Annotated in this window: 22 protein-coding genes, 3 tRNA genes and 1 pseudogene; 7 read left to right on the top strand and 19 right to left on the bottom strand. The window is 65.2% G+C overall.

Annotated elements, in window-relative coordinates; genetic code table 11:
- Window positions 1-82 precede the first annotated feature (82 nt).
- The 4 genes from FBY31_RS16470 to FBY31_RS16455 are packed head-to-tail and all read right to left on the bottom strand — an operon-like array spanning window position 83 to window position 3,550.
- Window positions 83-331 carry a hypothetical protein gene (locus tag FBY31_RS16470; protein ID WP_142043309.1) on the bottom strand — a complete coding sequence of 83 codons (249 nt, stop codon included), beginning with the start codon at window positions 329-331 and terminating at the stop codon, window positions 83-85.
- A complete protein-coding gene (locus FBY31_RS16465; protein WP_142043307.1) occupies window positions 328-1,224 on the bottom strand; it encodes a carbohydrate ABC transporter permease in 897 nt (298 codons plus the stop codon). Before FBY31_RS16465 ends, FBY31_RS16470 begins: the two co-directional genes overlap by 4 nt.
- On the bottom strand, window positions 1,221-2,258 hold the full coding sequence (locus FBY31_RS16460) for a carbohydrate ABC transporter permease (protein ID WP_142043305.1): 1,038 nt from the start codon (window positions 2,256-2,258) through the stop codon (window positions 1,221-1,223). Before FBY31_RS16460 ends, FBY31_RS16465 begins: the two co-directional genes overlap by 4 nt.
- A 5-nt stretch (window positions 2,259-2,263) precedes the next feature.
- On the bottom strand, window positions 2,264-3,550 hold the full coding sequence (locus FBY31_RS16455) for an ABC transporter substrate-binding protein (RefSeq protein ID WP_142043303.1): 1,287 nt from the start codon (window positions 3,548-3,550) through the stop codon (window positions 2,264-2,266).
- A gap of 141 nt (window positions 3,551-3,691) precedes the next feature.
- Between FBY31_RS16455 and FBY31_RS16450 the strand changes: the two are divergent.
- A pseudogene (locus FBY31_RS16450) lies at window positions 3,692-5,493 on the top strand (glycoside hydrolase family 13 protein).
- Window positions 5,494-5,505: 12 nt separating this feature from the next.
- Here the strand turns inward: FBY31_RS16450 and FBY31_RS16445 are convergent.
- The 9 genes from FBY31_RS16445 to FBY31_RS16405 all read right to left on the bottom strand — a co-directional run bounded on the left by FBY31_RS16445 (window position 5,506) and on the right by FBY31_RS16405 (window position 10,539).
- Window positions 5,506-6,117: a hypothetical protein gene (locus FBY31_RS16445; protein ID WP_142043301.1), complete on the bottom strand. Its 612-nt coding sequence runs from the start codon at window positions 6,115-6,117 to the stop codon at window positions 5,506-5,508.
- Complete coding sequence (locus tag FBY31_RS16440; protein WP_142043299.1) at window positions 6,114-6,722, bottom strand: DUF6286 domain-containing protein; 609 nt, start codon at window positions 6,720-6,722, stop codon at window positions 6,114-6,116. The genes FBY31_RS16445 and FBY31_RS16440 overlap by 4 nt, the downstream gene beginning before the upstream one ends.
- On the bottom strand, window positions 6,719-7,099 hold the full coding sequence (locus FBY31_RS16435) for a hypothetical protein (RefSeq protein WP_142043297.1): 381 nt from the start codon (window positions 7,097-7,099) through the stop codon (window positions 6,719-6,721). The genes FBY31_RS16440 and FBY31_RS16435 overlap by 4 nt, the downstream gene beginning before the upstream one ends.
- The gene (locus FBY31_RS16430) at window positions 7,096-7,287 is read right to left on the bottom strand and encodes a hypothetical protein (protein WP_142043295.1); all 192 of its coding nucleotides are present in this window, start codon (window positions 7,285-7,287) and stop codon (window positions 7,096-7,098) included. The genes FBY31_RS16435 and FBY31_RS16430 overlap by 4 nt, the downstream gene beginning before the upstream one ends.
- Window positions 7,284-7,745: an Asp23/Gls24 family envelope stress response protein gene (locus FBY31_RS16425; protein ID WP_142043293.1), complete on the bottom strand. Its 462-nt coding sequence runs from the start codon at window positions 7,743-7,745 to the stop codon at window positions 7,284-7,286. The genes FBY31_RS16430 and FBY31_RS16425 overlap by 4 nt, the downstream gene beginning before the upstream one ends.
- Before the next feature lie 167 nt (window positions 7,746-7,912).
- On the bottom strand, window positions 7,913-9,511 hold the full coding sequence (locus FBY31_RS16420) for a glycoside hydrolase family 68 protein (protein WP_142043291.1): 1,599 nt from the start codon (window positions 9,509-9,511) through the stop codon (window positions 7,913-7,915).
- A 666-nt stretch (window positions 9,512-10,177) separates the two neighbouring features.
- Window positions 10,178-10,253 (bottom strand) — tRNA-Phe (locus FBY31_RS16415).
- A 48-nt stretch (window positions 10,254-10,301) separates the two neighbouring features.
- Window positions 10,302-10,375, bottom strand: a tRNA-Asp gene (locus tag FBY31_RS16410).
- 91 nt (window positions 10,376-10,466) lie between these two features.
- Window positions 10,467-10,539: transfer RNA gene (locus tag FBY31_RS16405), tRNA-Glu, on the bottom strand.
- Window positions 10,540-10,704: 165 nt separating this feature from the next.
- Between FBY31_RS16405 and FBY31_RS16400 the strand changes: the two genes are divergently transcribed.
- The 4 genes from FBY31_RS16400 to FBY31_RS16385 all read left to right on the top strand — a co-directional run bounded on the left by FBY31_RS16400 (window position 10,705) and on the right by FBY31_RS16385 (window position 14,253).
- The gene (locus FBY31_RS16400; RefSeq protein WP_142043289.1) at window positions 10,705-11,748 is read left to right on the top strand and encodes a PHP domain-containing protein; all 1,044 of its coding nucleotides are present in this window, start codon (window positions 10,705-10,707) and stop codon (window positions 11,746-11,748) included.
- A 92-nt stretch (window positions 11,749-11,840) separates the two neighbouring features.
- Complete coding sequence (locus FBY31_RS16395; protein ID WP_142043287.1) at window positions 11,841-12,848, top strand: DMT family transporter; 1,008 nt, start codon at window positions 11,841-11,843, stop codon at window positions 12,846-12,848.
- A gap of 9 nt (window positions 12,849-12,857) precedes the next feature.
- Window positions 12,858-13,322: a metallopeptidase family protein gene (locus FBY31_RS16390; RefSeq protein WP_142043285.1), complete on the top strand. Its 465-nt coding sequence runs from the start codon at window positions 12,858-12,860 to the stop codon at window positions 13,320-13,322.
- A gap of 10 nt (window positions 13,323-13,332) precedes the next feature.
- Window positions 13,333-14,253: a cation diffusion facilitator family transporter gene (locus FBY31_RS16385; protein WP_142043283.1), complete on the top strand. Its 921-nt coding sequence runs from the start codon at window positions 13,333-13,335 to the stop codon at window positions 14,251-14,253.
- Window positions 14,254-14,293: 40 nt separating this feature from the next.
- Here the strand turns inward: FBY31_RS16385 and FBY31_RS16380 are convergent, their stop codons facing one another.
- The 5 genes from FBY31_RS16380 to FBY31_RS16360 all read right to left on the bottom strand — a co-directional run bounded on the left by FBY31_RS16380 (window position 14,294) and on the right by FBY31_RS16360 (window position 21,415).
- Window positions 14,294-15,181 carry an ABC transporter permease gene (locus FBY31_RS16380; RefSeq protein ID WP_142043281.1) on the bottom strand — a complete coding sequence of 296 codons (888 nt, stop codon included), beginning with the start codon at window positions 15,179-15,181 and terminating at the stop codon, window positions 14,294-14,296.
- Window positions 15,171-16,160, bottom strand: coding sequence for an ABC transporter ATP-binding protein (locus tag FBY31_RS16375; RefSeq protein WP_142043279.1), 990 nt, complete (start codon window positions 16,158-16,160; stop codon window positions 15,171-15,173). The genes FBY31_RS16380 and FBY31_RS16375 overlap by 11 nt, the downstream gene beginning before the upstream one ends.
- Window positions 16,157-17,488 (bottom strand): hypothetical protein, encoded by a 1,332-nt coding sequence (locus FBY31_RS16370; protein ID WP_235013088.1) that lies wholly within the window; start codon window positions 17,486-17,488, stop codon window positions 16,157-16,159. Before FBY31_RS16370 ends, FBY31_RS16375 begins: the two co-directional genes overlap by 4 nt.
- An 87-nt stretch (window positions 17,489-17,575) precedes the next feature.
- Complete coding sequence (locus tag FBY31_RS16365; RefSeq protein WP_142045460.1) at window positions 17,576-20,248, bottom strand: PEP/pyruvate-binding domain-containing protein; 2,673 nt, start codon at window positions 20,246-20,248, stop codon at window positions 17,576-17,578.
- Between the two features lie 129 nt (window positions 20,249-20,377).
- Window positions 20,378-21,415: a universal stress protein gene (locus FBY31_RS16360; protein WP_142043277.1), complete on the bottom strand. Its 1,038-nt coding sequence runs from the start codon at window positions 21,413-21,415 to the stop codon at window positions 20,378-20,380.
- 493 nt (window positions 21,416-21,908) lie between these two features.
- On the opposite strand from FBY31_RS16360, the gene FBY31_RS16355 reads away from it, so the two are divergent.
- The gene (locus FBY31_RS16355; RefSeq protein ID WP_142045458.1) at window positions 21,909-22,535 is read left to right on the top strand and encodes an NAD(P)-binding protein; all 627 of its coding nucleotides are present in this window, start codon (window positions 21,909-21,911) and stop codon (window positions 22,533-22,535) included.
- Window positions 22,536-22,541: 6 nt separating this feature from the next.
- Here the strand turns inward: FBY31_RS16355 and FBY31_RS16350 are convergent, their stop codons facing one another.
- Window positions 22,542-23,183 (bottom strand): copper resistance CopC family protein, encoded by a 642-nt coding sequence (locus FBY31_RS16350; RefSeq protein WP_142043275.1) that lies wholly within the window; start codon window positions 23,181-23,183, stop codon window positions 22,542-22,544.
- 113 nt (window positions 23,184-23,296) lie between these two features.
- Here FBY31_RS16350 and FBY31_RS16345 point away from each other — a divergent pair, with 113 nt between their 5' ends.
- Window positions 23,297-24,739: an NCS2 family permease gene (locus FBY31_RS16345; protein WP_142043273.1), complete on the top strand. Its 1,443-nt coding sequence runs from the start codon at window positions 23,297-23,299 to the stop codon at window positions 24,737-24,739.
- Window positions 24,740-24,741: the final 2 nt, after the last annotated feature.

The following is a 24,741-nucleotide window of genomic DNA, read 5'->3' as shown; positions in this document are numbered from 1 at the left end:
GCCATAGTATTTTGCGCGCCTGAGTGCATCGCAGTTGTTACTTTTCGGCCGGCTGTCCGACGGCGGCAGTCAAGCGCGTGCGCTACCTCCGGTCCGGCAGCTTCCGGCGAAGCCGCACCATCCCGTAAATCGCGAGAAGGATGGCCAGCAGGCCCAGTGCCCAGCCCAGTGCCGGCTGCGCCGTGACTTCCATCCAGACTGTGACAACCAGCAGGACCAGCGCCCAGAAGCCAAGAAACCCGATGATGATGTCGAAATCCTGCCCGGACCTCACCCGCCGGCGGTCACTTCCCGCCCCCGGGGACCGGGGGCGGGAAACGCCTTCCGTCACTTGACCGCACCCGCCGTTAGGCCGGCGACGATCTTGCGCTGGAAGACCAGCACCAGTATCACCAAGGGAACGGTGACGATGGTACCGGCTGCCATGATGGCCGTGTACGGAATCTGGTTGGGCTGCGCGCCGGCAAAGTTCGCAATGGCTACCGTCACCGGCTGGGTTGCGTCACTGGACAGCTGGCTGGCAATGAGAAATTCGTTCCACGAGGAGATGAACGCCAGGATTGCCGTGGTGAAGATCGCCGGGGCTGCCAGGGGCATGATCACCTTGCGGAACGCCTGCCCCTGCGTGCAGCCGTCAACACGTGCTGATTCCTCCAGTTCCCACGGCATTTCGCGGAAAAAGGATGTCAAAGTGTAGACCGTCAACGGCAGGACAAACGAGATGCTCGGAATAATCAGTGCCTGGTACGTCCCCATCCAGCCGATGTTGGTGAACAGCTGAAATAGCGGCGTGATCAGGGCAACGCCGGGGAACATGGAAGCACCCAGGATGAAGCCCAGCACCAGGTACTTGAACCGGAAGTTCAGCCGGGCCAGTGCGTAGGCAGCAAAAACACCGATCACAAGGGACACCGCAGTGACAACAACACCAATGAACACGCTGTTGAGCAACGCCTGGCCGAACCGGTTGCCAAACGAGGTGTCGAACGCCGTGATGAAGTTGTCCAACGTCGTGTGCGAGGGCAAGACCGAGGTGTCGTACGTAAAGCCCACCTCGCGAAAGGCGGTCACCACCATCCAATAGGCCGGCGCCAGACACCAGATCAGGATGACGGCGGCGCTGATGTAGGTGCGGGCGCTTGCCCACTTTTCCCGGTTCTGGGCAGTCTTGCGGCCTTTGTCCTGCTGCGCCCGCAATTCCGTGGAAGCTGCTGTGGCTGTCATTTCTTCCCCTTACCGGTGGCTCCGCTTTGCTCCACGACGTTTGCACCAAGGAACCGGACGAAAATGAATGCGACCAGGAAAATGATGATGAACGTGATGGTGGACAAGGCAGCCGCCGAGTTGAACCCTTGCCTGATCTGGTTAATCACCAAAATGGAGAGCGTGGTGGTGTTGTTTGCCCCCTGCGTCAGGATGTAGGGCAGGTCGAACATTCGCAGCGCGTCCAGGGTACGGAAGAGGATTGCGACCATCAGCGCCGGTTTCACCAGAGGAAGCGTGATCAGCCGGAAGCGCTGCCAGGCAGTGGTTCCGTCAACCTTTGCGGCTTCATACACCTCTGCCGGAATCATTTGCAGACCCGCAAGGATCAGCAGGGCCATGAAGGGTGTTGTTTTCCAGGTATCCGCAATGATCACGGCCCATTTCGCCGGCCACTCGCTGCCAGTCCACAGCACCGAAACATTAAATACTTTGTTGATGATGCCGTTGAAATCGAACATAAAGAGCCACAACTGAGCGGTGACAGCCGTGGGGATGGCCCACGGCACCAGCACAGCTGCCCGGACCAGCCCGCGGCCGCGGAACGTACGCGCCATGATCATGGCCATCCAGAAACCGAGAACAGTTTCGAATGCCACCGTGACCGCGGTGAAGAAGAACGTAGTGCCGGTAGCTGTCCAGAATTGGCCGCCAAGAGTACCCGGCGGACAGGCCACTGTGCCGCCGCCCGGGGCAGCGCACTGCTGCCCAAGCCAGTTAATGTAGTTCTGGATGCCGGCTGGGCCTCCTTCGGTGAAAAGGCCCGTGGCAGGATCCAGTCCCGCATCCTTCTGAAAGGACATAATGATCGCGCTGACGATCGGGTAAACGATAACAACACCCAAAGCGACGATGGTGGGTGCAAGCAGCCAGGAAGCCCACCTGCCCTGGCTCAGGATCCGGTTGTCTTCTCCCACGCCTTTGGGTGCGTGGTGGACCGGGGTGCCACCCGACGCCGGTGACTTGACCGGCGTCGGGTTTAGTTCGGTTGCCATAATCTTTACTTCGATCCTGCGCCAGCGGACTCGATCGACTTCTGCATGTCGCTAAGCGCCTGTTTGGCAGGCTTTTCACCCTTAAGGGCTGCGTAAGCGTTCTCTTGGATCGCCTGCGTGACTGCGGGATAGAACGGGGTTACCGGGCGGGGCACGGCGTTCTTGATGGATGTCTGCAGTACCGTCAGGTACGGCAGCTTGGCTACAAGCTCCTGGTCCTCGTAAAGCGAGGAGAGGACGGGCGCCTTGGAACCCTGATTGGCGAAAAACTTCTGTTGCTCCTCATCGGTGACGAACTTGAGGAAGTCAAGAGCAGTCGCCTTGTTCTTGGAGTAAACGCTGATGGCAGAACTGTGACCGCCGAGGGAGGACGCTCCGGGTCCGTCCTTGCCGGGCAGTGGCGCCATGCCGAACTTGTCCTTGACCACGGAGGAGCCTTCAGTCGAGATCAGGCTCCAGATGTACGGCCAGTTCCGGTGGAAGAGCAGCTTCCCTTCCTGGAATGCCCGCCGGCCCTGTTCCTCCTGGTAGGTGATGGCCTCCTGCGGGATGTTGCCGTTCTTATAAGCCTCCACGAGATTGTTCAAGCCTTCCTCGGCTTCCGCTGTGGTCAGGTTCGGTTTCCCGTCTTTGTCCAGCACAGAACCGCCGGCCGAATTGATGGCCTCCGCCGCGTTGACTGTCAGGCCTTCGTACTGCTTGTACTGGCCGGCAAAGCAGCCGATGTTGTTGTCCTTGGCAATGGAGCACATGCTCATCATCTCGTCCCAGGTCTTGGGCGGCTCAGGAACCAGGTCCTTGCGGTAGTACAGGATGCCACCGTCGGAATCCTGAGGGGCAGCATAGAGAGTGCCCTTGTAAGAGGCCGATTCCACAGGAGCTTCAAGCATGCCGGACGTATCAATGGCCATCTTGTCCTTGAGGGGCTGCAGCCAGCCCTTGGCCGCAAACTCGGCCGTCCAAACAACGTCAACGCTGACCACATCGTAGTCTGACTGCTTGGCCTGGAAGTGCTGCACCAGGTCGTCGTGCTGCTGGTCGGCTTGGTCGGTCTGCTCCTTGAAGGTGACCTTCTCGTCCGGGTGGGCAGCGTTCCATTTCTCAATGAGCGGGCGCACCACGTTGTTGTTGTCCTTGCCCTGCACGTAGGTAATGGGACCCCGGCCGTCAAGGTTCGCTTCGGCGTCGCTGCCGCCACCGCTGGTGCCGCCGCCCCCGCCGCCACAGGCGGACAACGTCAGTGCCAAGATGCCGGCGGTTGCCGCCGGAAGTAGGAATCTAGGGGTTTTCATTAGCTTGAAGCTCCTCGCTGAGTGACAAGTAAATCGACAGTGCTCTTGTTTGGGTGAGGTTGATGTGGTGACGCTCACACTAGTAAGGTTGCTGCGGGTAATGCAAGCGTTTACATCAAAAAGTTATCTGAGAGGAACCAAATGTCCAACCCGGGCGTTCCTGATGGCCGGTCAACCGGTACACAGTGGTGGGCGGACGCCGTCGTCTACCAGATTTATCCCCGGTCCTTCGCCGACGGCAATGGCGATGGCATGGGTGATCTTCGCGGTATCAAGGAACGCCTGCCCTATCTTCAGCAACTGGGCGTGGACGCCATCTGGCTCTCACCGTTCTACAAATCACCCCAGGCGGACGCCGGATATGACGTTGCAGACTACCGCCAGGTGGACCCCCTGTTCGGCTCGTTGGCGGACTTCGACGCGATGTTGCAGGGAGCTCACCAGCGCGGACTGAAGGTCATTGTCGACCTGGTTCCCAACCACACCTCGGACGAGCATGCATGGTTCCAGGCCGCGCTGGCAGCATCCCCGGGCTCCCCGGAACGGGATCGCTACATCTTCCGTCCGGGCAAGGATGGCCTCCCCGGCTCCGGAGACGGCAACCGGGCGCCCAACAACTGGAAATCGATCTTCGGCGGACCCGCCTGGAGCCGGATCACTGAGGCGGACGGGTCGCCGGGCGAGTGGTACCTGCACCTTTTCGACACCAAGCAGCCGGACCTGAACTGGGACAATACGGAAGTGCGGGAGGAGATGCGCTCGGTGCTCCGCTTCTGGCTGGACCGCGGCGCGGACGGCTTCCGGGTGGACGTTGCCCATGGACTGGTCAAGGAGGCGGGCCTGCCCGACTGGGAGGGCGTGGCGGCCATGGTTGAGGGCACGCCGGAAGTCAGGAGGGAGCCAACTCCTCCCGGTGACGCCCCTGGCGCCCATACCGATGCCGAGGAGCCGCACCGCGCGTCTCCCCGTTGTATCCGCCGTCGCCGTTCTTCGACCAGGACGGCGTGCACGACATCTACCGCGACTGGCACCGGGTACTGGCAGAGTACGACGGCGACCGCATGATGGTCGCCGAGGCATGGGTGGAGCCGGCTGAACGGCTGGCCCGCTATACCCGGCCTGACGAGATGCAGCAGGCCTTCAACTTCGATTTCCTCCTGGCCGGCTGGGACGCCGAGCGCATGGCCGAGGCTATTGAAGCGTCCCTGGCGGCAGCCGACTCGGTGGGAGCCCCCTGCACCTGGGTGCTGAGCAACCACGACACCGTCCGCCATGCCACCAGGTTTGGGCTTAAAGACCCCACCACCTTTCCTAAGGGCATCGCCGCGGACGATGAGCAGCCCGACCCGGCTTTGGGGCTGGCCCGCGCCCGCGCGGCCACCTTGATATCGCTGGCCTTGCCTGGTTCCGCCTACCTCTACCAAGGTGAGGAGCTGGGGCTTCCCGAGCACACCACGTTGCCGGCCGAAGTGCGCCAGGATCCCACATTTCACAGGACTAAGGGTGCAGAGATCGGGCGTGACGGCTGCCGGGTCCCGCTGGCGTGGGCGCAGGACGCACCCGGTTACGGTTTTGCGGTAACCGGAGGGGCTGCAGCAGCTCCCTGGCTTCCCCAGCCGGAAAGCTTCGGCCCGCTCGCGGCTGACCAGCAGGAAGGCGTGGAGGGTTCCACCCTGGAGCTCTACCGGGCTGCCCTCGCCTTCCGGTCCGCCCGAAAGCTTGGCAGGGGCTCCTTTACCTGGGCTGAGATCCATGCCCCGGACAGCGGACTGCTGGCCTTCCACAACGGGGAGGTCCTGGTCCTTGGCAACCTCGGCTTCGCCTCGGCGCCGGTCCCGAAGGGGTATTCCGTGGTTCTTTCGAGCGGTCCTGAGCCCACTTCAGAGTGGAGCGGGATGGATGAGGTGCCGGTGGACTGCACCGTCTACCTCACGAAGGATTAGGACCGCCGCTGGTCAGCGGACGCGCTCGGCCCTGCCGAAGCGCGTCCGCGCACCGGCTCCGATGTGGATCAGCACCGGAATCCTTTTCCCCACCACGGCCTCCAGCGCGGCCACAAGGGCGTACACCTCGTCTGCGAGCAGGTGCGGGGCAACCCCTTGGCGCGGCAGCAGGCGGACCTTCAGGGCCGGGCTGCCTTTGACGTCGTAGGTGGTCACGGTGGCCCCTGCCAGGTCCGGACGGTTTGCAAGGGCCTGCTTCAGGGCTTGCTCCGCCACTCCCCCGCCGATCCGCACGTCGCCGGGAACTTCACCGGGATCGTATTCCAAGACCAGGAGGTTGGCCCTGCCTTTTCCTTGCTGGGCCACCCAGGCCACCATGAGCCCGATCAGCACCAGCAGTGCCAGGGCCACCAGGATCCACAGCCAGCTTTCGGACCGCCCCGGGAATCGAGTGGCGCTGAAGGCCTGGTTGACTCCGGCCCAGACCCCCGCGGACCAGGAATGCCACCAGGAAGCGACGGCCGGGACGGAAGCCAGCAGCATCAACAGAACGCCCACAGCCAGCAGCTTCAGGCCCAGGACGGCGATCAGGATCCGGTTAAGCAGTGTCGGGGTGCTGTTCATGCGCCAATAACTCCGGACGGCGCCACATTCACGTGCACTTCAGGCGGCGGGTCCAGCGCCATGGCAGCAAGTTCGCTTTCAACGGCGGCCAGCACGGCGTCCCCTTTCACGGGCACCCCGGACGTGGGCCGGACATTAACCGCCACCTGGCGCTGCGAGACAACCACCATGACCTGTTCGGGCGTGACGTTCGCGGCAAGCCGGGCCCGCCGTGCCAGCGAGGAGGCGATAACTTCGTCGTCCACCACCACGGCAGGGCCATCCGGATTCGGGCCGCCGGCCAGGAGATGCCGGGCACGGCGTCCCGGCAGGATCCCGTTGAGGAAAAAAACGAGGCCAAACATCGCCAGCACCGCCCCGATGGCGCCCAGCAGCAGCGGCGGGATCCCAGCGGGCAGCGCCACAAGCCGTTCGGCGGCCACCTGCGGCTCGATCAGCCACGCCGGTTGGCCGATGGCATGCACACCGGCTTCGAGCAGCCCGTAGGCGGCGAAAACAATGACCAGAACCGCCGCCGCAGTGGCAGCCACCGCGCGCGATGAATGTGTTTCGCGGCGCAGGACCCGGCCCATATCCGGCGACTGGTCCTCCTGGTGCCGGCTCATCGCACCCGTCCCCCTTCGGTGATCCTTGCTCCGCTGATCCTGATGTCCACCCGGCTCAGATGCGCACCGCTAAGCTCTGCCACAGTCGCCAGGATGCGTGCCTTTGCCCTGACGGCGCGGTCCCGGATGGAGCCCCCGGCAGCGTCCACCCGCGAGGCATCGGCGGCCACCGCGTTCAACGGCGGGATGCTGATAGGTGTGACGAGGGACAGCGCCAGCAGGCCGTCGTCGTCCGCCCAGTCAGCCCGCACGTCCTCCGCCTCCACCCCCAGGAACTGGGCGGCAGCGGCTTTCGCGAGGCTGGTCAGCGCCTGGGTGCTGATGCGGTTGTGGCCGCTGAATTCCTGCGCCCGGACCAGGGGGACGGTGGAGCTCATGAGGACGAACGCCGGCCGGTGATGGCGTCCAGGACGCCGCGGAGGTCCAACTTTCCTTCCGCCGCGCGGCCAAGGATTGCCCCAATGGCCATAAAGAGCAGGGATATAAGGAAGCCCCACAACCCGAATTGGAGGGACATAAAGGCGACGAAGGCGCCCAGGGCAGTGCCGGCGACGGTGAGGTTCACAGCAGCGCCTCCCGCTCGGCAGGGCCGGAAGCGGCGGGCTTCACCGGCGGCGGCACATAAACGTCCGTGATTTCGACGTTGACCTCGATCACCTGCAGCCCCACCAGTTCCTCGACGGCCCGGTACACGGCGGCGCGCACCTCATTGGCAAGGGAATGCAGCGGTGTTCCGTAACTTGCCACCAGGCTGAGGTCCACGGCCACCTGCGTTTCGCCCACCTCGGCATGCACACCGGCGGCATGGTCTGAACTTCCGACGGCGTCCCGGATGGCTCCCAGCGCACGTGACTGGCCGGAGCCCAGCGAGTAGACGCCGGGGACGGCACGGGCGGCAATTCCTGCCACCTTCGCCACTGCGGTATCAGAAATCACGGTGCGGCCAAGGCCGGGCACGGGAACCGGTACCGGGGCCGACACTGCATGGCTGCCCTGGCTGGGTTGTGGGTTCTGGTATTCCATCAGGCACTCCCCCTTCTGTTGATCCCAACCCTATCCCCTGGCTGTGTCTTAACGGCAGCAGGCAGGAACGCCCGCACCGCGGAACGTCCCTGCCTTGGTGTTACTGATGGACTGCTACTGCCTATATAAGCAGCAGTCCGTGCGGACTGCTGCTTATATAGGGACTGCTACTTGTAGAGCCCTTCGCCGCCAACCTTGACGTTTGTGGGCAGGTAGCCGAACGGGCCGAGGCCGTTCTGGCCGAAGCTGTGGTCCACCTGGGTCACGCCGTTCTTGAAATTGATCTTGACGGTCGGGGACAGTGAACCGCCGCGCACGCCGTTGACGTTGTCGATGAAGGACTGCACCAGGCCACCCGGCTGCACGTAGTGCGAGTAGGCCTGGAACTGCCGGCCGTTCTGCTGGCCCGAGATCGTCCCGCTCGGGTTGTTGGCCGGCAGGTTGAGGTCGGTCGGGGAACCGAGGGCCAGGCCGCTGTTGTTGACGGGCTGGTAATCGGAACGGACGCCGTCGCCCACGAAGCCGTAAACACCGTCGGGGCCGCGCATGCCGGCTGCATACGTGAACTGGTGGCTGATGGTGTAGAGGTAGTACTTGTTCTTGCCGTTTTCGTTCTGGATGAAGATCTGGGGACGCTCAGTCTGGTCGTTCACGCAGTTGGCGGAGAGGATGGGCGGCAGGAAGGACCACTTGGTCAGGTCCTTGTTGTCTGCCACAGCAAGGCCCACGTTGGCGGTCTGGTAATTCGCCCCGCTGTTCTGGACGTCACTGACGTTCTCTGCGTAAGGGTCGCCCGGCTGGTAGCCCAGGTCCTCGCCCTTGCACTGGTATTCGCCGCGGTTCCCGGCGGTGTTGCCCTCGAAGACCATAAAGGTCTTGCCCGGGTGGGCGGGATCGGCAAACGTGTACGGGTCACGGAAGGCGAACCCCGGGTTCTGTGCCTTGGTCTGGTACATCTTTCCGTCCGGCTCCAGCAGCTTGGTGTGCTCGAAGCCGTCGAACGTGACGCCGTTCTGGTCGGCGTGGATATTGCCCAGGGCCTTGGCAATCGCGGCGTCCGGGGCGATGCCGCCGCCGCCTGCGTTACGCTCGGCCACGTCGTAGAACGTGGTGGCGGTGTAGAACACGTTCACGTGGTTGCCCTGCATCAGGCGGGTGGAGCCGGACCATTCGGTGTTGCCGATGGAGGTGTTGTCCAGGAACAGGTGTCCGCCGTAGTTCCACTTGTCCTTGGCAGGATCGGCGTTGGTCTTGCGGAAGAAGTAGCCGATACGCGCGTTCCAGTGCCGCTGGTCGAAGCCGTAGCCGGCGTTCCGGTCGGCCACCAGGGAGAAGATGACGTCCCAGCCCTTGTAGCTGATCTGGTTGGCGTTCTCATCCGTCAGGGACCAGGTGTCCCAGACCCAGACATCGTCATTCATGGCGGGGAAATCCTCAGGGATTTCCGGCATGGAGACGTCCGGGCTCATGGAGTTCTGTCCGGGTGCGACCGCGGGATCGCTCTGCGCCATGATCTGCTCGGCATCGGCGCGGGTCCACTTGGAGGTGAAGTCCGACGCCGGGTCGAAAGCCTGCTGGGTGTGTTCCGTGGGGAGCGCGAAGCCCGGGGTCGGGGCCGGCATCTGCTGGCTGGCCGGCGGATCCGCCGGCTCATTGGCCTGCGCTGAGGGGACGGCCAGGAAGGCCGAGGCCGCTACGGCCGTCGCCAGTGCTGCGGCGGCAGGACGCCACCGCAGCAACCAAGGGGTTTGGGGGTGCTTGTGCATTGTTGCTCTTCTCGCGGAGTTGAAACTGTTCGTGGAAGACGGGCATGGGCCCGGGTCCTCGCACTCCGGCGGCCCCGACAACACTGCAGGCGTCATCAGGGACGCCGTTGTATCGAGGGGAACGGGGTTGGGTAATCCCCGTAGAAGAGGCCGGGGATGTGGTGCATTCCGGCCCGGTCTCCACGCTAGACAGCCTTCCGGGCGCATTTCAAAACGTGTTTCGTAGGCAGATTCCATTCCCGACCGGCGATTGCGCAAGCGCTTACATTACACAGGACGCGCGCGTGCCACAACGGTTTGGCACAAGTCAAATGTTTCAGATGTCAGTCAAATTTTTTTGTACGACCTTTGAGGCGGCACGCTCGGGGGCCCGCCGGATGTGGGCAACAGCACGCGGATTCATGAGGGCACCCCACCAAAACACTGCTGGGGAATGGAGCCGGGTGTGGGAGGCGGTGCGGCGCACTGTGCGAACGGAAGCTTGTTCGCGGATCCGAACCATCAAGGCAAGGTTTTGCGAACAAGCCCAGGAATGTGTCGCGGCTCAACCAGAAAAAATGGCTCAACCAAGGTGCGTGGCCCAAGAGGTGCGGCGCGGATACCAGGTGAGCCGAGCGCCGCGTTAAAGAAGAAAAGCACCAGTTCCGAAGAACTGATGCTTCCCAGTGGTGGCTCCGACCGGCGTCGATCCGGTGACCTTTCGATTTTCAGTCGAACGCTCTACCAACTGAGCTACAGAGCCTAGGTGACTAGTCACCATGAGAGCCGGAATTGCTTCCAACAATCAGAGCGACCCTGACGGGACTTGAACCCGCGACCTCCGCCGTGACAGGGCGGCGCGCTAACCAACTGCGCTACAGGGCCTTGCGTTTCTTGCTTCCGCAGTATCTCTACCGCTTTTTTCAAGGCTTCCAGCCTACCAGACTTTTTTAGCCTGCTTGACCAGTTCCTTGCGTACCCCCAACGGGATTCGAACCCGTGCCGCCGCCGTGAAAGGGCGGTGTCCTAGGCCGCTAGACGATGGGGGCCAGAACCCGTTCGGAACAAAATAAAAGGCGTAAAGCTTGGCTTTGCGTCTTTGTCCTTTGCGTTTCTCCGAACTGGACTCTAAAACTATAGGGCCTAGTCAGGAATTATCCAAAATCGGCCATTTCACGCCCCAATGACGGGGAAGGACAGGTGAAGATGGACAGATGGATGCCGTTGCAGCACTCAATGAGATTGCCTTCTGGCTGGAGCGCCGGCGCGCTGCCACCTTCAAGGTCCAGGCCTTCCGGAAAGCCGCGGCGGTGATCGCCCCGCTGCCGCCGGGGGAAGTGGCGGCCCGGGTCCGGAACGGCCGGCTGAAATCCATGAAGGGCATCGGGGACCGGACCTACCAGGTCATTCGGGATGCGGTGGAGGGCCAGGTCCCGGACTACCTCGCCGACCTCCGGGAGAAGGGCGCCCAGCCCTTGGCTTCCGGGGGCTCCGCCCTCCGGGAGGCGCTGCGGGGCGATCTGCACAGCCACAGCGAATGGTCCGACGGCGGATCCCCCGTTGAGCTGATGGTGGCGGCCGCCGGGGTGCTCGGAAGGGAATACCTCGCGCTGACGGACCACTCCCCCAACCTCACCATCGCTAACGGGCTCTCGGCGGAACGCCTCCTCCAGCAACTGGACGTGGTGGAGGCCATCAATGCAGGAAGCCACCCGGGCATGGACGGACAGCCGGACCACAGGGTACGACTGCTGGCCGGCATCGAGGTGGACATCCTCGAGTCCGGTGAGCTGGACCAGGAGCCGGAGCTGCTGGACCGCCTGGACATCGTGGTGGCGAGCGTCCACTCCAAGCTGCGTGCCGATTCGAAAACCATGACCCGGCGGATGCTTGGCGGTATCGAGGACCCGCATACGAATGTGCTGGGCCACTGCACCGGCCGCCTGGTGGAGGGTTCCCGGGGAACGCGGCCGCCGTCAGACTTCGATGCCAAAGAGGTGTTCGCCGCCTGCGCCGAACACAACGTGGCCGTCGAGATCAACTCCCGGCCGGAGCGCCAGGACCCGCCGGATGCGCTGATCCAGCTGGCGCTGGACGCGGGATGCCTGTTCTCGATCGACAGCGACGCCCACGCGCCCGGCCAGCTGGACTTCCTGCAGTACGGCGCCGAACGCGCGGAACGGAACGGTGTACCTGCCGAACGGATCATCACCACCTGGCCGGTGGAGCGGCTGCTGGAGTGGGCGGGATCGAACTAGGCCGCAACTTCCGTGGATCTTTGGCAGGAACTTGGCTAGACGTGGCCGATTTCCGCCAGCCGGCTCTCCCCATCCCCGGCTACATTGGCAGCATGGCATCAAGCACCCCCGTCGGCATAAGCGTCCCTCCGCCTCTTTCATCCCGGATCAGGGCACTCGGGGTGGCAGCCATGGTCACCACTGTGGTGCTGTGGGCGTCCGCCTTCGTGGGGATCCGTGCTATCGGCCCGCACTTCTCGCCCGGCTCCCTCACGTTGGGCAGGCTGGCGGTTGCCGCCGTCGTGCTGTCCCTGCTGGTCCTGCCCCAACTGCTGAAGAGCCGGCTCCTTCCCAAAGGCCGCGAATGGTGGCCCATCCTCGCCTACGGCGCCATGTGGTTCGGCGGTTACAACGTGGCGCTGAACGCTGCGGAGCACGTGCTGGACGCCGGCACCAGCGCCCTGCTCATCAACGTGAACCCCATCCTGGTGGCGGTGATGGCCGGGGTCTTCCTCAAGGAAGGCTTCCCGCGCTGGCTCATCATCGGGAGCCTGGTTGCCTTCGCCGGGGTGGCGCTGATCGCGTTGGGTTCCGGCCAGCCGCCCCGGCCAGGGGAAAGTCCGACGGCGGATGTTACGGGCGTGCTGCTCTGCCTCCTTGCCGCCGTGCTCGCTGCAGTCAGCGTCATCATCCAGAAGCCTGTGCTGCGCAAGTTTCCTGCCGGACAGGCCACCTGGTTCGGGATCCTGGTGGGCGCCTTGTGCTGCCTGCCGTTTACGGGCCAACTGGTGGCCGAAGTACAGGCCGCACCGCCACAGGCGACTCTGGGACTGGTCTATCTCGGAGTCTTTCCCACCGCGATTGCCTTCACCACCTGGGCATACGCGCTCTCCCTGATCGATGCAGGGAAGCTCGCAGCCACCACCTACCTGGTGCCCGGCACCACCATCCTGATCTCCTGGCTCCTGCTGGGCGAGATTCCCGCCGCGCCCGCCCTGGTGGGCGGCCTGGTCTGCCTGGTGGGTGTGGGCCTGACCCGTCGCAGGTCCCGGCCGGGCAGCCGTCGGGACACTGTGGGGCAAGCTGCAGCGCCAGGGGCTAAGCGGGGCCTTTCCCGCTAAAGTCGGAGTATGCCAGCCAGCCTGCCGCCGGGCCTGCCCATCATTCCCGAGGGTCCCAGCGAGCCCCTGCATACCGCCGGGCCTGTCCACTTCCCCCCTGCCCGTGCGTTCAGCATGTCACCGGACGAGTTTGAGGCCGCCGTCCAGGACGCACTGGACAGCATCCCGGACAAGCTGGCCCAAGCCATGGACAACGTGGCCGTGTTCATTGAGGACGACTATGTGCCTCAGGCCGGGGAGGACCCGGACATAGTACTTCTGGGACTCTACGAGGGTGTGCCGCTGACCGAACGGGACTCGTGGTGGGACGCTGGTTCGCTGCCGGACCGCATCACGATATTCCGCGAACCCATCCTGGAAATCTGCGCCTCGCGCGAGGACGTTATCCACGAAGTGGCGGTCACGGTGGTCCACGAGATTGCCCACCACTTCGGGATAGACGATGACCGGCTGCACGAGCTCGGCTGGGGCTAGCCTTGTAGGCATGGGACACAACCACACCCACACCCACGGGGTCACTGCAACAGGCCGGCACCGCAATCGGCTGGTGGCCGTCCTGGCCATCACGCTGGCCGTGGTCCTGGTCCAGGTGGCGGGTGCCGCCCTCTCGGGGTCGCTGTCCCTGCTGGCTGATGCCGGGCACATGCTCTCGGATGCTGCCGGAGTGACCATCGCGCTGCTGGCCGCGTGGATAGCCGGCCAACCTGCAAGCGACCAGCGGACCTACGGCTACCAGCGCGCCGAAGTGCTCGCCGCGCTGGCCAACGCCTTGATCCTGATCGTGATCTCCGTGGTGATCTTCAGCGAAGCAATCCGCCGGATCGGGGCGGCGCCCGAGGTTCAGACGGACATCATGCTTTTCGCCGCCATCCTGGGTGCAGCCGCGAACGTGGTGTCACTGCTGATCCTCCGGGGCGGGCACAAGGAGAGCCTCAATGTCCGCGGCGCCTACCTCGAAGTCCTAGGTGACCTGCTCGGCTCCTTCGCCGTTATCGCCGCTGCCGTGGTCATCATGGCGACCGGGTTCCAGGCCGCGGACACGATCGCCTCGGTGCTGATCGCGCTGCTGATACTGCCCCGTGCCTGGACGCTGCTGCGTGATGTTGTGGATGTGCTGCTGGAAGCCAGCCCCAAGGGGGTGGAAGTGCAGATGATCCGGGAGCACATCCTGTCCGTCGAGGGCGTCTCGGACGTGCACGATATCCACATCTGGACCATCACGTCCGGCGTCCCCGTCTTTTCGGCCCACGTGGTGGTGGAGGACGGCGTGCTGACCGCCCGGGGCGCGGACCAGTTGCTGGACAAACTGGTCACCTGCCTGGGCTCGCACTTTGACACCGACCACTGCACCTTCCAGCTGGAACCGGCCACCCACTCGGAACACGAAGCGCACCAACACGCCTAAGCGGCTGTTCGTTGAGCTCTGCCTGCAATCGCCTTGCACGTCAGCTCAAGACGTCCTTGGTGACGAACCGCCCGTAGGCGAGCGCACCGAACACGGCAACGTAGCCCGCTTGGAGCCAGGCGTTGTCCACAAACGAGTCCCAGAGCACGGGCTGGCGGAGCAGGTCCCCAAAGCCCAGCCAGTAGTGGCTGAAGAGCCATGGATGCAACCACTCCAGCTGCGGCAACTGGTCAAGGACCTGGGACACCACAGAGACCACAACAGTGGCAGCCATGGCACCTACGGGAACCACCGTGAGCGTGGACAGGAACAGCCCCACCGCGGAAAGTCCGGCCAGGGAGACGGCCAGGTACGCGGCGACCAGCAGGATGCGCAGCGCGGCTTCCGGAGGCTCGATCACGTCCCCGGACAGCAGCGTCACCGGGCCGACCGGGAAAAGTGCCGCCCCGATCGCGGCGCCGGCCAGTCCAACCGTGAGAGGCGCCGCAAGGCAGAACGCCAGCGCCGCCGCGTACTTCACCAGGAGCAGCCGTACGCGCCCCGTCGGGGCAACCAGGAGGTACCTCAGCGTTCCAAGGTTCGCTTCACCCGCGATGGTGTCCCCGGCCACCACGCCCACCGTGAGCGGCAGGAACAAGGGAACGGACACCACCATGGCGGTAAAGGCGACGAACAGGCCGTTCTGCGTGATGCGGTCCAGGAAGGCCGGACCCCGCCCGGCGGGAACGGCCGACGAGATCCTCACGGCCACCGCAATCAGCACCGGGATCGCGGCGAGCGCCAGCAGCAGCGCCCAGGTGCGGCGGCGCCCCATCAGCAGCCGGAGTTCGGAGCGGAGGAGGGAAAGCCCCGCTCCGCGCTGCGGCGCCGCCCGGGCCGCCGCTGCGCCAGCTAATCCTGAACTCTCCGAATGTGCGCTACTGGGCAACGTCGAACCCCTCCCCCGTCAAGGCAACAAACCTGTCCTCGAGGCTTTCACGTTCCACTGCGAATCCCCGGACCCGGACACCGGCTTGCACGAGGCTGGCGACAATGTCCTCGGGGGCGGTGTTTCCAGGAATTGATTCCAGTTCCGCCGTCACCACCTGGCCGTCCGGCTGTGCTGCTGCTTCCTCCGGCGCCAGCCCCAGGCGGGCGAGTACAGACATCGCCGCCCCGGCATCCGGGGTCAAGAGGCGGACGCGGGTACTTCCGGTCCGCCGCAGCTCCGGGAGCGGCCCCTGGGCCACCAACCGACCCGCACTCATCACGGCCGCATGGGTACAGATCTGTTCCACTTCGGCCAGCAGGTGGCTTGACACAAAAACGGTGGTTCCGTCGGCCGCGAGGGAACGGACCAGGTTCCGCACCTCCCGGGTGCCTTGCGGGTCCAGCCCGTTGGTGGGCTCATCGAGGACCAGCAGTTCGCGGGGCGAGAGCAGCGCGTTGGCGATGCCCAGCCGCTGCTTCATGCCGAGGGAATAGGCGTGGACCCGCTTGCCCGCGGCGTGCCCGAGCCCCACCCGTTCCAGCGCCTGGTTCACCCGCTCAGTACGGGTGGCGGGGGCTGCATGCCGGGTGGCGGCGTCGAGGCGGTGGAGGTTAGCGGCGCCGGAGAGGAACGGATAGAAGGCCGGGCCCTCCACCAGCGCGCCCACATGCGGAAGGACTTCCTGGAACCGGCCCGGCATTTCCATTCCGAGCAGCCTGACACTTCCTGCGGAGGCCGCAGCGAGGCCCAGCAGCATCCGGATGGTAGTCGTCTTGCCCGAGCCGTTCGGGCCAAGGAAGCCATAGACGGCTCCCTGCGGCACCGCGAGGTCCAGGCCATCCACTGCCAACTGCTGCCCGAACCGCTTGGTCAACCCCCGGGTCTCGATGGTCAGGCCGTAGTTCCAGGATCCGGCGCCCACCGCGGCCCTGGTCACGGAGCCGTGGAAGCGGCTTGCAGCCTCTCCGGCGGGACCATGCCCGCGAAGATCCGGCCGTCGTCGGTGAGCAGGACGTTGAACAGCGCCGTGGAAATCAGGCGGCCGCCCGGGACAGCCACAGCGGCCTGGGCCAGCAGCGGACTGCGCGCCAGCAGGGTATTCAGGCGTGGGCCGGCACCGCTGTCCGCAGGCACTTCCACTACCGTTTCCCAGCCGGAACCGGACAGGTAGTCCCGGGCGTGGGCCCGGACGTCTTCTGCCAGCCCGTCCGGAGTGATGTATGTTCCCGGGGCCTCAGGGAATCCCGGATGGGGCTGCAGGTTGGCGGGCCGGTTGAACTGCAGTTCCTTCACCGTGCTGCCCGGTGGTGGCGCGAAGTTGAACAGCGCCTGGTCCGGCGCCTGCAGTGAAAGGCTGGTGAACCCGGCGCTGAAGGCAGGATCGGCAGCGCCCCGTGCAGTCACCTTCACGGAGAGCGGCATGCCAGTCTCCGAGTCGACGGCGACCGCTATCTTGCCCACGAGCGTACCGTCAGTGCGGGGTTCAAGCAGCAGGTTGTACGCCCTGCGGCCGGCAGCCTCAAGGTCAGGACCAACAGTTACGGCAGTGGTGCTGTCCGCTACCGCCAGGAACTTCTCCGCCAGCTCCTGAGGCGTGGCTGGTACCCTCATGCGATTATGGAGTCCTTCTGCCGGAGGGGATCCGGGGGCTCCCGTGTCAGTCCGCGGCGGGTCTTTCATGGAGGGGTCGGGCTCGGACGGGTCGGGCTGGGACGGGTCTGTCAGCGGCAGGTCACGGGCGTGGGCCGGCAGGGTCAGGTGCGCGGCCGAGTTGTCCTTGGACGAGTAGAACCAGACGTCGTTGCCGTGGCGGATGATGTCCCGTTCCGCGAGCCGGTCCACCACCTGGATGCGTACCTTGGTGGTGCCGTCGATAAATATCCGCGCTGTGTGCTCGCCGCTAAGGAACTCCATGAGTGACGCCACGCCGTTGGCTGATGCAGGGCCGGAGGTGGGTGGTGTTGCCGGCAGCTCCGGCAGGCCAAGCTCCGAGGCCTGTTCGATAGTGCCCGAAAACGTGTGCGTCTTGTGCGAGGCAAGAAGGGCGATGACTTCGGCCGGGGTTTTTGCCGGCAGGGGGTCGCCCGCCCGTGCCGGTATGGTTCCCGCCAGCACCCCGGCTGCGATCATTGAAGGTACCGCCACCGCGGGAACCCAGCGCAGCCACGGGCGGTGGGTGAGGCGCTTCAGGCCGCGGTCCACGCCACGGTCCCTGCCCCACTGGCTGGTCCCGTGGTTGGTCCGGTGGTTGATGCTCTGGTTCATTGCCGGTCGTCTCCGTCGCTGGAGCCCATAGTCCAAGGGTACGCCTCGGGGACGCGCCCTACACCTGCCCGGGAAAGTTCCCAGGGGCTACCCGGGCAGCACGGTTCCCGCACCGCCGTCGACCGTTATTTGTTGCCCGGTAGTGAGCCGGACTGTGGCCTCAGGAACGCCCACCACGGCCGGGATGCCATACTCCCTGGCCACTACTGCACCGTGCGAGTTGGGCCCGCCCATCTCCATTACCAGGCCCCCGGCGGTCAGGAATAACGGGGTCCAGCCGGGATCGGTGGACGGTGCCACCAGGATCTCCCCGGGTTCAAGATGGGCTCCGACGGGGTCCAGGATGACCCGGGCCGGGGCTGTAACAGACCCGGCTGAGGCTGGGCTGCCGGTCAGCGCTCCGTTCGCAGTTCCGGCACGGCCTGCGTACAGCACTTCGGGTTCGGTTCCATCTGAAAGCAGGACCCTGGGGATGTGCCGCCTGCTCAATTCGCCGGCATAAGCGGCGCGCCGCTCCACCACGAGTTCGCGCAGGTTGCGGTGCTGGCCGGTCCCGTTCGCGTTGGCGTCGCCCACTGCCTGCCGGAGCTCGTCAAATTCGAGGAAGAAGACGTCGTCCGCGCTCTCGAGCCGGCCGGCGGCGGCCAGTTCAGCTCCCACGAGGGCCACTTGCTTCCGCACTTCAGCGAGTCCCAGGACCAGCTGGTACTTGGGCAGTTCCCGCAGACCGGCGAACAACCTGGTGCGTTGCAGGGCGGCGCCAACAAGCAGGCCCCGCACCCTGCCGCGCCTGCGCGCCTCGGCTGCAAGCCGGTCCACTGCCGTCTCTGCCTCGGCCGCCGCCCGGCGGAACTGCTCGTCCGGCGCCATGGCGGGATCTGCCAGGCGGAGGTAATTGGCCAGGACACCCAGGATATACGTGGGGTCATCTGACCACCTCGGCATCCCCACATCGATTTCGGCCACGGCCCGGTGACCGTATCGCTCCAGGAACCGCACCAGGCCTGCGTGCAGCACGGGGGGAAGGCTCCCGCTGTGGAAATCAGCCGCAAGCCGGGGCGGCCCGCCAGCCTCCAGGGCCTCGCGCGCTTCGCGGTCGTCCTTCAGGGCCGAAGCCAGGTGCCACAGGTCAAGGTCCATTTCAGTGGTCACATTCCGCGGAAGGCCCCGGAGCACCTTCTGCAGCTCCTCCCCGCGGCCGGGGCCGCCCAGCAGCTTTCCGGCGGCCCACAGCGCCGCGAATCCCACCGCGGGCAGGGGCAGGATGGCCGGAACGATCCCAAAAAGCCGGCTTCCAAGGAGCCGTTCGGCATGGTCCAGCCGTTCCAAGGGGCCTGCTCCTGCCTCCAGCTCCAGGTCGTCGGCGAACTGCCGGGTGAAACGGTCAACACGGCGGAGCGCCGCCGTGGGCATCAAAAGCCCGCGGAGCACCGTTTCCGGGACCCGTGCATGCACCGCGGCTGGCAGGACATGGCGCAGGAGTCCAAACGGAGTCTTCCGCGTCACCGTAAACCTGGGGTCCTCAAAAACCTGGCGCAGCACCATGGCGGACCGGGCCTCCATCACATCGAACACGCGCGGCAGGATGCGGCGGCCAGCGGTACTCCGGACCGGCGCAGTGACGTCGACGTAGGCGCGCTGGCCCGCCTCCGCATACGGTGAAGGACCACGGCGGGGGTCAGGGACTGCAAAGCCTGCAGCCCTGGCCACGGAGGAGCCAATGAGCCGCAGTGACGCCAGCCCCATGGGAGTGAGTGGACGGGTCAGCCCTTGGGCAAGGCTGAAGCACAGGTACACCCTGGCTCCTCCCTCGGCGGCCGAACGGCTTTCGGGGACCGGGTACAGCGTGGTGATGGGCCGGGACTGCGTCAGCCAGAGCGCACCGCTGGTGTCGATGGCCCACTCTGTGTCCTGCGGCGCTCCGAAGTGCCGCTCGGCCTGCAGGCCCAGGGCGGCGAGCTCCAGCGCCTGCCCGTCGTTCAGGCTGGAAGCGTCCGCCCCGCCTTGGACGTTCCGGGTTTCCGTTCCCCCGCCGGGCCTTGTCCGAAACGCCACCCGCTTATCGCCCAGCTTCCGCTCAAGGATCCGGTTTGTTGCCATGTCCACTACGAAGTGATCCGGATTGACCGCCCCGGAAACCACCGCTTCGCCAAGCCCCGGAGCGGCATCAATGACGGCCTCCCGCCGCCTTCCCGTCAGCGGGTTGGCGGTGAACATCACCCCGGCTGCTTCGGCGTCAACCATGCGCTGAATCACGACGGCGAGGGCTACTTCGTGGGGCGCGATCCCCAGTGCGGCGCGGTAGGCCACTGCGCGGTCTGTCCAGAGGGACGCCCAGCAGTTCCGGACTGCATCAAGGACGGCGTTGGTTCCGATGATATTCAGGTAGGTGTCCTGCTGGCCGGCGAAGCTCGCGAACGGAAGATCTTCGGCCGTCGCGGAGGAGCGTACCGCCACCGGAGTTTCCTGCCCCAGCGCGGAGTACGCCTGTTCTACGGCTGCAGCGATGTGGGGCGGGACCTGCGTGCCGTGGATTGCTTCACGTGCCCTGCCGGCCACCGCGGCAAGTTCCGCGCCCTGGTTTGCCGTGCCCTGCAAGGCCTTTTGAAGGTTACCGAGCTCCCGGAGGACGCCATCACGGACCGTGACGGTGGCATCTTTGTATGCCTCCGTGGTCAGGCAGAACCCGTCGGGCACAGGCAATCCTGCTGCTATCAGTTCACCAAGACTGGCAGCCTTGCCCCCCACCAGCGGAAGCATGCTGCGCTGAAGGTGGCCGAGGCGGACCACCAGGGCATGATCACTTTCCCCGCCTGGCTGGCGGGGCTGCTGCCCCGCTTCTCCTGAATAGTAGGCAGCCACGGTGGCGCTCCGGGTGGCAGGACCGGATCAGCTTGCGCCGAGGATGGGCCCGAAACTCGCCCGGTCGGCCAATCGGGGGTCCTCACGGTCCGGAACCACCATCACCGGGCCCTTCGCGTGGTGGAGGACGCCGTCCGAAGTTGACCCCAGGAGCATGCCGGTGAAGCCGCCGCGGCCGCGGCTGCCCACCACCACCAGCTCCACATGGCGGCTGGCTTCCACCAGCACATCCACTGGAGAGCCGTCCAGCAGTTCGCTTTCCGCGGAAAGGTTGGGGTAGTGGCTCCTCAGCCAGGCCATGCCGGCGTCCAGGGTCACCTGGATGTCTGCGAAGAGCGCCTTCCGGTCCATGGGAGCGGGGACCCAGGCCAATGAGCCGCTGTATTGAGGCACAGCGCACACCACACGGAGCGGCGCTCCCAGCCGTTGGGCCTGGTCCGCGGCTTCAAGCACAGCAACACGGGCCTGCTCCGAGCCGTCGACGCCTACCACCACCACGTTATCCACACGCTGGTGACCGGCCTTGGCCTGCTCGGCCCTGATGCGCCTGTCCTCGGTAGTTTCGCCAAGGCGGTCCGAACATACCAGGGGCACTGTGACTGTAGGGCATTTTGCATGGGCCGGGAGCGCGCTGCTCACGGAACCAAGGAGCCTGCCCACGAAGCCGCCCCTGCCCCTCGTGCCGAAGACCAGGAGTTCCGCCGTTCGGGACATCTCCAGCAACACACCCGATGCGTCCCCGTTCTCCACGGAGGCGCTGACGTCGATGTCATATGCGGAAACCTTCTCCAACGCCTGCTTGACCACGGCCTCCGCGCCCTCGCGGATCACCGAGTCGTCCACCGTGGCGTATCCGCCGTCCAGCCCGGAGGCGGCAAAGATAGGAACGGAATAGGCGGTCACTATATGCAGGGGGCGGCGGCGGCGCTGGGCCTCCCGGGCCGCCCACACCAAGGCACACTGGCCGTGGTCCGACCCGTCCACGCCAACAACAATTCCGTCGGGAGCGGCAGGAGCGCCACCGTTGTCCCGCGCCGGGTCCGGATGCAACTCTTGTGCGCCCATTGGGCCGCCTCCTCGCGATACTGCCGTATGTTGCGGCTATTCTGCCAGAAACCGGACCGTTCCCCGTGCACCCGATCCACAGCAGCCGCTGCGCAGGAAGGCCCGCTTCCAGTTCCCACTATTCTCCGTCCACCGTCCCATAGCAAGCCTGTTCAGGGCCGGAAAGGGCAAGTTATCCACAGGCTTCCAGCTGTGCTGGCCGCAGGGCTTCCGACGGTGCCGGCCCGGGTCCTGAGGCGGCCCCAACCACGCCCTTTCAACGTCCCCGCGGAAAGCGTGTTCACCAGCAGGAGAATGTTTTCGGATTGGGCTATCCACCGCTGGAATTGTTCTGTAGTCTTCAGGACATTGTTGGTCCGGGACGCCTGTTGCCATTCGAGTCAGGGCTGCCCGGCAATGAACTGCGACCGGACTTTGGGGGTAACGGGACGCGCGTGGGCGACGACGCCCGCACCTGCCGAATCTTTGAAGGAGGGAAACTGTAGTGTCAAGCATGCCTGGGAATGCCGGGACCGAGCAGACCACCACTGTGGTCATTGGCACGGGCCTGTCCGGCCTCGCCGTGGCCGCCGAACTGTGCCGCCGCGGGGTTGATTCGATAGTGGTGGACGGACTGGACATCCTGGGTGCGGCGCAGCCGGCCAACACAACATCCCTCCAGCGCTGCGACGCAGCGGACCCGGTCAGCCTCCGTGAACGGAACGAGATACTGCGCCACCTCCGCAACTATGCCGCCAGCCACGATGTGGATGTCCGGAACACCACCCGTGCTGTCCAATTGACCATGGTGGAGGGAACGGCCGGGGGGGCTGCTGTTCCACAGTGGGAGGTGCATACTCCTACCGGCATCCTGATTGCCAACCACATTGTCCTGACGCGTTGCGCACACAGCCAGCTGCGGCGGATGATCAACGACTTCGGCATCGCGGTGGGCCGGAACGTTGCTGCTGCCATGCGGGCCATCGGCATCTACCTGGTGGGTGTGGGCGAGCTGATTACTCCTTCCCCCAAGGAAGTGCTGCGCCAGGCCAAAACGGTGGGCCACGCCATTTCTTCCAAGGTTAACCCGGACGGCGTTCCGTCCGCGTTCACCGGAAACCTGGCGATCCTGCCCTGCTAGCGCCGCTTAGTGCTCGTCGTCGGTGCCCGCCGTGAGCCTGCGGCGGGCACCGACTGCGAGGGCCGCAAGCAACCCCACCGCGGCCGCGGCGAAGATAACGATGCTCCACTGGAACGGCTCGCCGGAGCCGGCGGAATCCGGTGCCGCTGTTTGTCCCGGCTGGGCGGTGCCGATGGCAGGAGCGGTGCCGATGGCAGGAGCGGTGCCGGTGGCAGGAACTGTTGCCGCCGCCGTCGTACTGGCTGCCGGAGCAGCCCCTCCGGCAGCCGCAGCGGCCGTAAAGCTGAATGTCCCCTCGATGGGGTGCGAGTCGGAGCTGACCACCCGCCAGGCAACGGTATATTGCCCGGCGGGAGCGCCGCTTTTGAGCTTCTGGCTGGCCACGTTGTCCACGATCTCCACCGCCCCGTCTGCCCAGTTCGTACCGGACGCATCCTTGATGGAGAAGGATGAGCCGATCCCCAGCGGGTTGTTGCTGAAGGTCACTGACACCTTCTCCGGCGGTACGGATACCGAAGCTCCCTGGGCGGGACTGCTGGATTCGGCGGCATCGTGCGCGGCGGCCGGACCGGCCAGCCCGGCGGCAGCGGCGGCACAAAAGAAGGACCCGAGCACGAGGCCCAGTAAACGGCGGCGGATCGAACCCATGCTTGGACTGCTCCCTTGGTGTTGGCTTCCTAACAGACTAGGCGAAATTGGCGCGTACCCGGCCGGAGCCCCCATAGGATTCAGGTATCCCCACATACTCCCCCGGAGGACTAATGCTTAAGCAAGGCTCTGCCCTGGACCGGTATTTCAAGATCACCGAGCGCGGCTCCAACTACTCCCGCGAGATCCGCGGCGGCTTCGCCACGTTCTTCGCCATGAGTTACATCGTGGTGCTGAACCCCCTGATCCTCTCCGGCCCGGACTCCAGCGGCACCACGCTCGGATTTCCCGCAGTTGCCGCCGTCACCGCCTTTGTTGCCGGCATCCTCACCATCCTGATGGGAGCCTGGGCAAGGCACCCCTTCGCGCTCGCCACCGGGCTGGGCGTCAACGCTTTCGTGGCGGTCACCGTTGCCACCAACCCCGGCCTGACCTGGCCGGACATGATGGGCCTGGTGATGATATCCGGCGTCACCATGCTGATCCTGGTCCTCACCGGATTCCGAACCGCCGTGTTCAAGGCGGTTCCGGAGGGGCTCAAGACGGCGATCGTGGTGGGCATCGGGCTGTTCATTGCCCTGATCGGGCTGGTCAACGCCGGTTTTGTGCGCCGCATTCCGGACGTGGCGGGCACTACCGTTCCCGTCGGCCTTGGTTTCGAGGGCAAGCTGCTGGGCTGGCCCACGGCTGTATTCGTCTTCGGCCTGATCCTGACCATCGCCCTGGTGGTGCGCAAGGTCAAGGGCGCCATCCTGATCGGCATCATCACCTCCACCGTCATCTCCGTGATCCTGGAATTCACGCTGCATATTGGCCCCAGCGTCCAGCCAGGCAAGCCCTTTAACCCCGAGGGCTGGTCGCTGGTGGCACCTGCCTTCTCCGATTGGGCAGCACCTGACCTTTCCCTGATCGGCAAGGCCAACCCCTTCGGAGCCTTCGGGCACCTTGGCTTCGTCGCAGCTACCCTTCTGGCCTTCGTCATCCTGCTGAGCATTTTTTTCGACGCCATGGGCACCATGGTGGGCCTGGCCAACGAAGCCGGCACGGTGGACGAACACGGTAACATTCCCGACGTCGACCGGGTCCTCCAGGTGGATGCCCTCGGGGCGATCGTCGGCGGCGGCGCCTCTGTCTCCTCCAACCAGATCTATGTTGAGGCCGGCGCGGGCATTGGCGAAGGCGCCCGCACGGGCATTGCCTCGATCGTCACCGGCCTGCTGTTCCTGGTGGCAATGTTCTTCACCCCGCTCATTAACCTGGTCCCGTTCGAGGCCGTGGCTCCGGCCCTGGTGGTGGTGGGCTTCATGATGGTGTCCCAGGTGGGCAAGATCGACTGGCAGGACTGGGGTATCGCGATTCCGGCCTTCCTGACCTTCACGCTGATGCCGTTCACCTACTCGATCGCCAACGGGCTCGGCGCCGGGTTCATCTCCTACGTCCTGATCCGGACTGTCCAGGGCAGGGTCAAGGACATCCACCCGCTGATGTGGGCAGTGGCGGCGGCTTTCCTGCTGTTCTTCTCGATTGGTTCCATCGAGGCCGCCGTCGGTATGTAGCA

The sequence above is a fragment of the Arthrobacter sp. SLBN-100 genome (genome assembly GCF_006715305.1).
In the GTDB taxonomy this organism is placed as follows: Bacteria; Actinomycetota; Actinomycetes; order Actinomycetales; family Micrococcaceae; genus Arthrobacter.
Note: the sequence above shows the minus strand (reverse complement) of the source record. Positions and strands in the feature narration are given on the sequence as shown.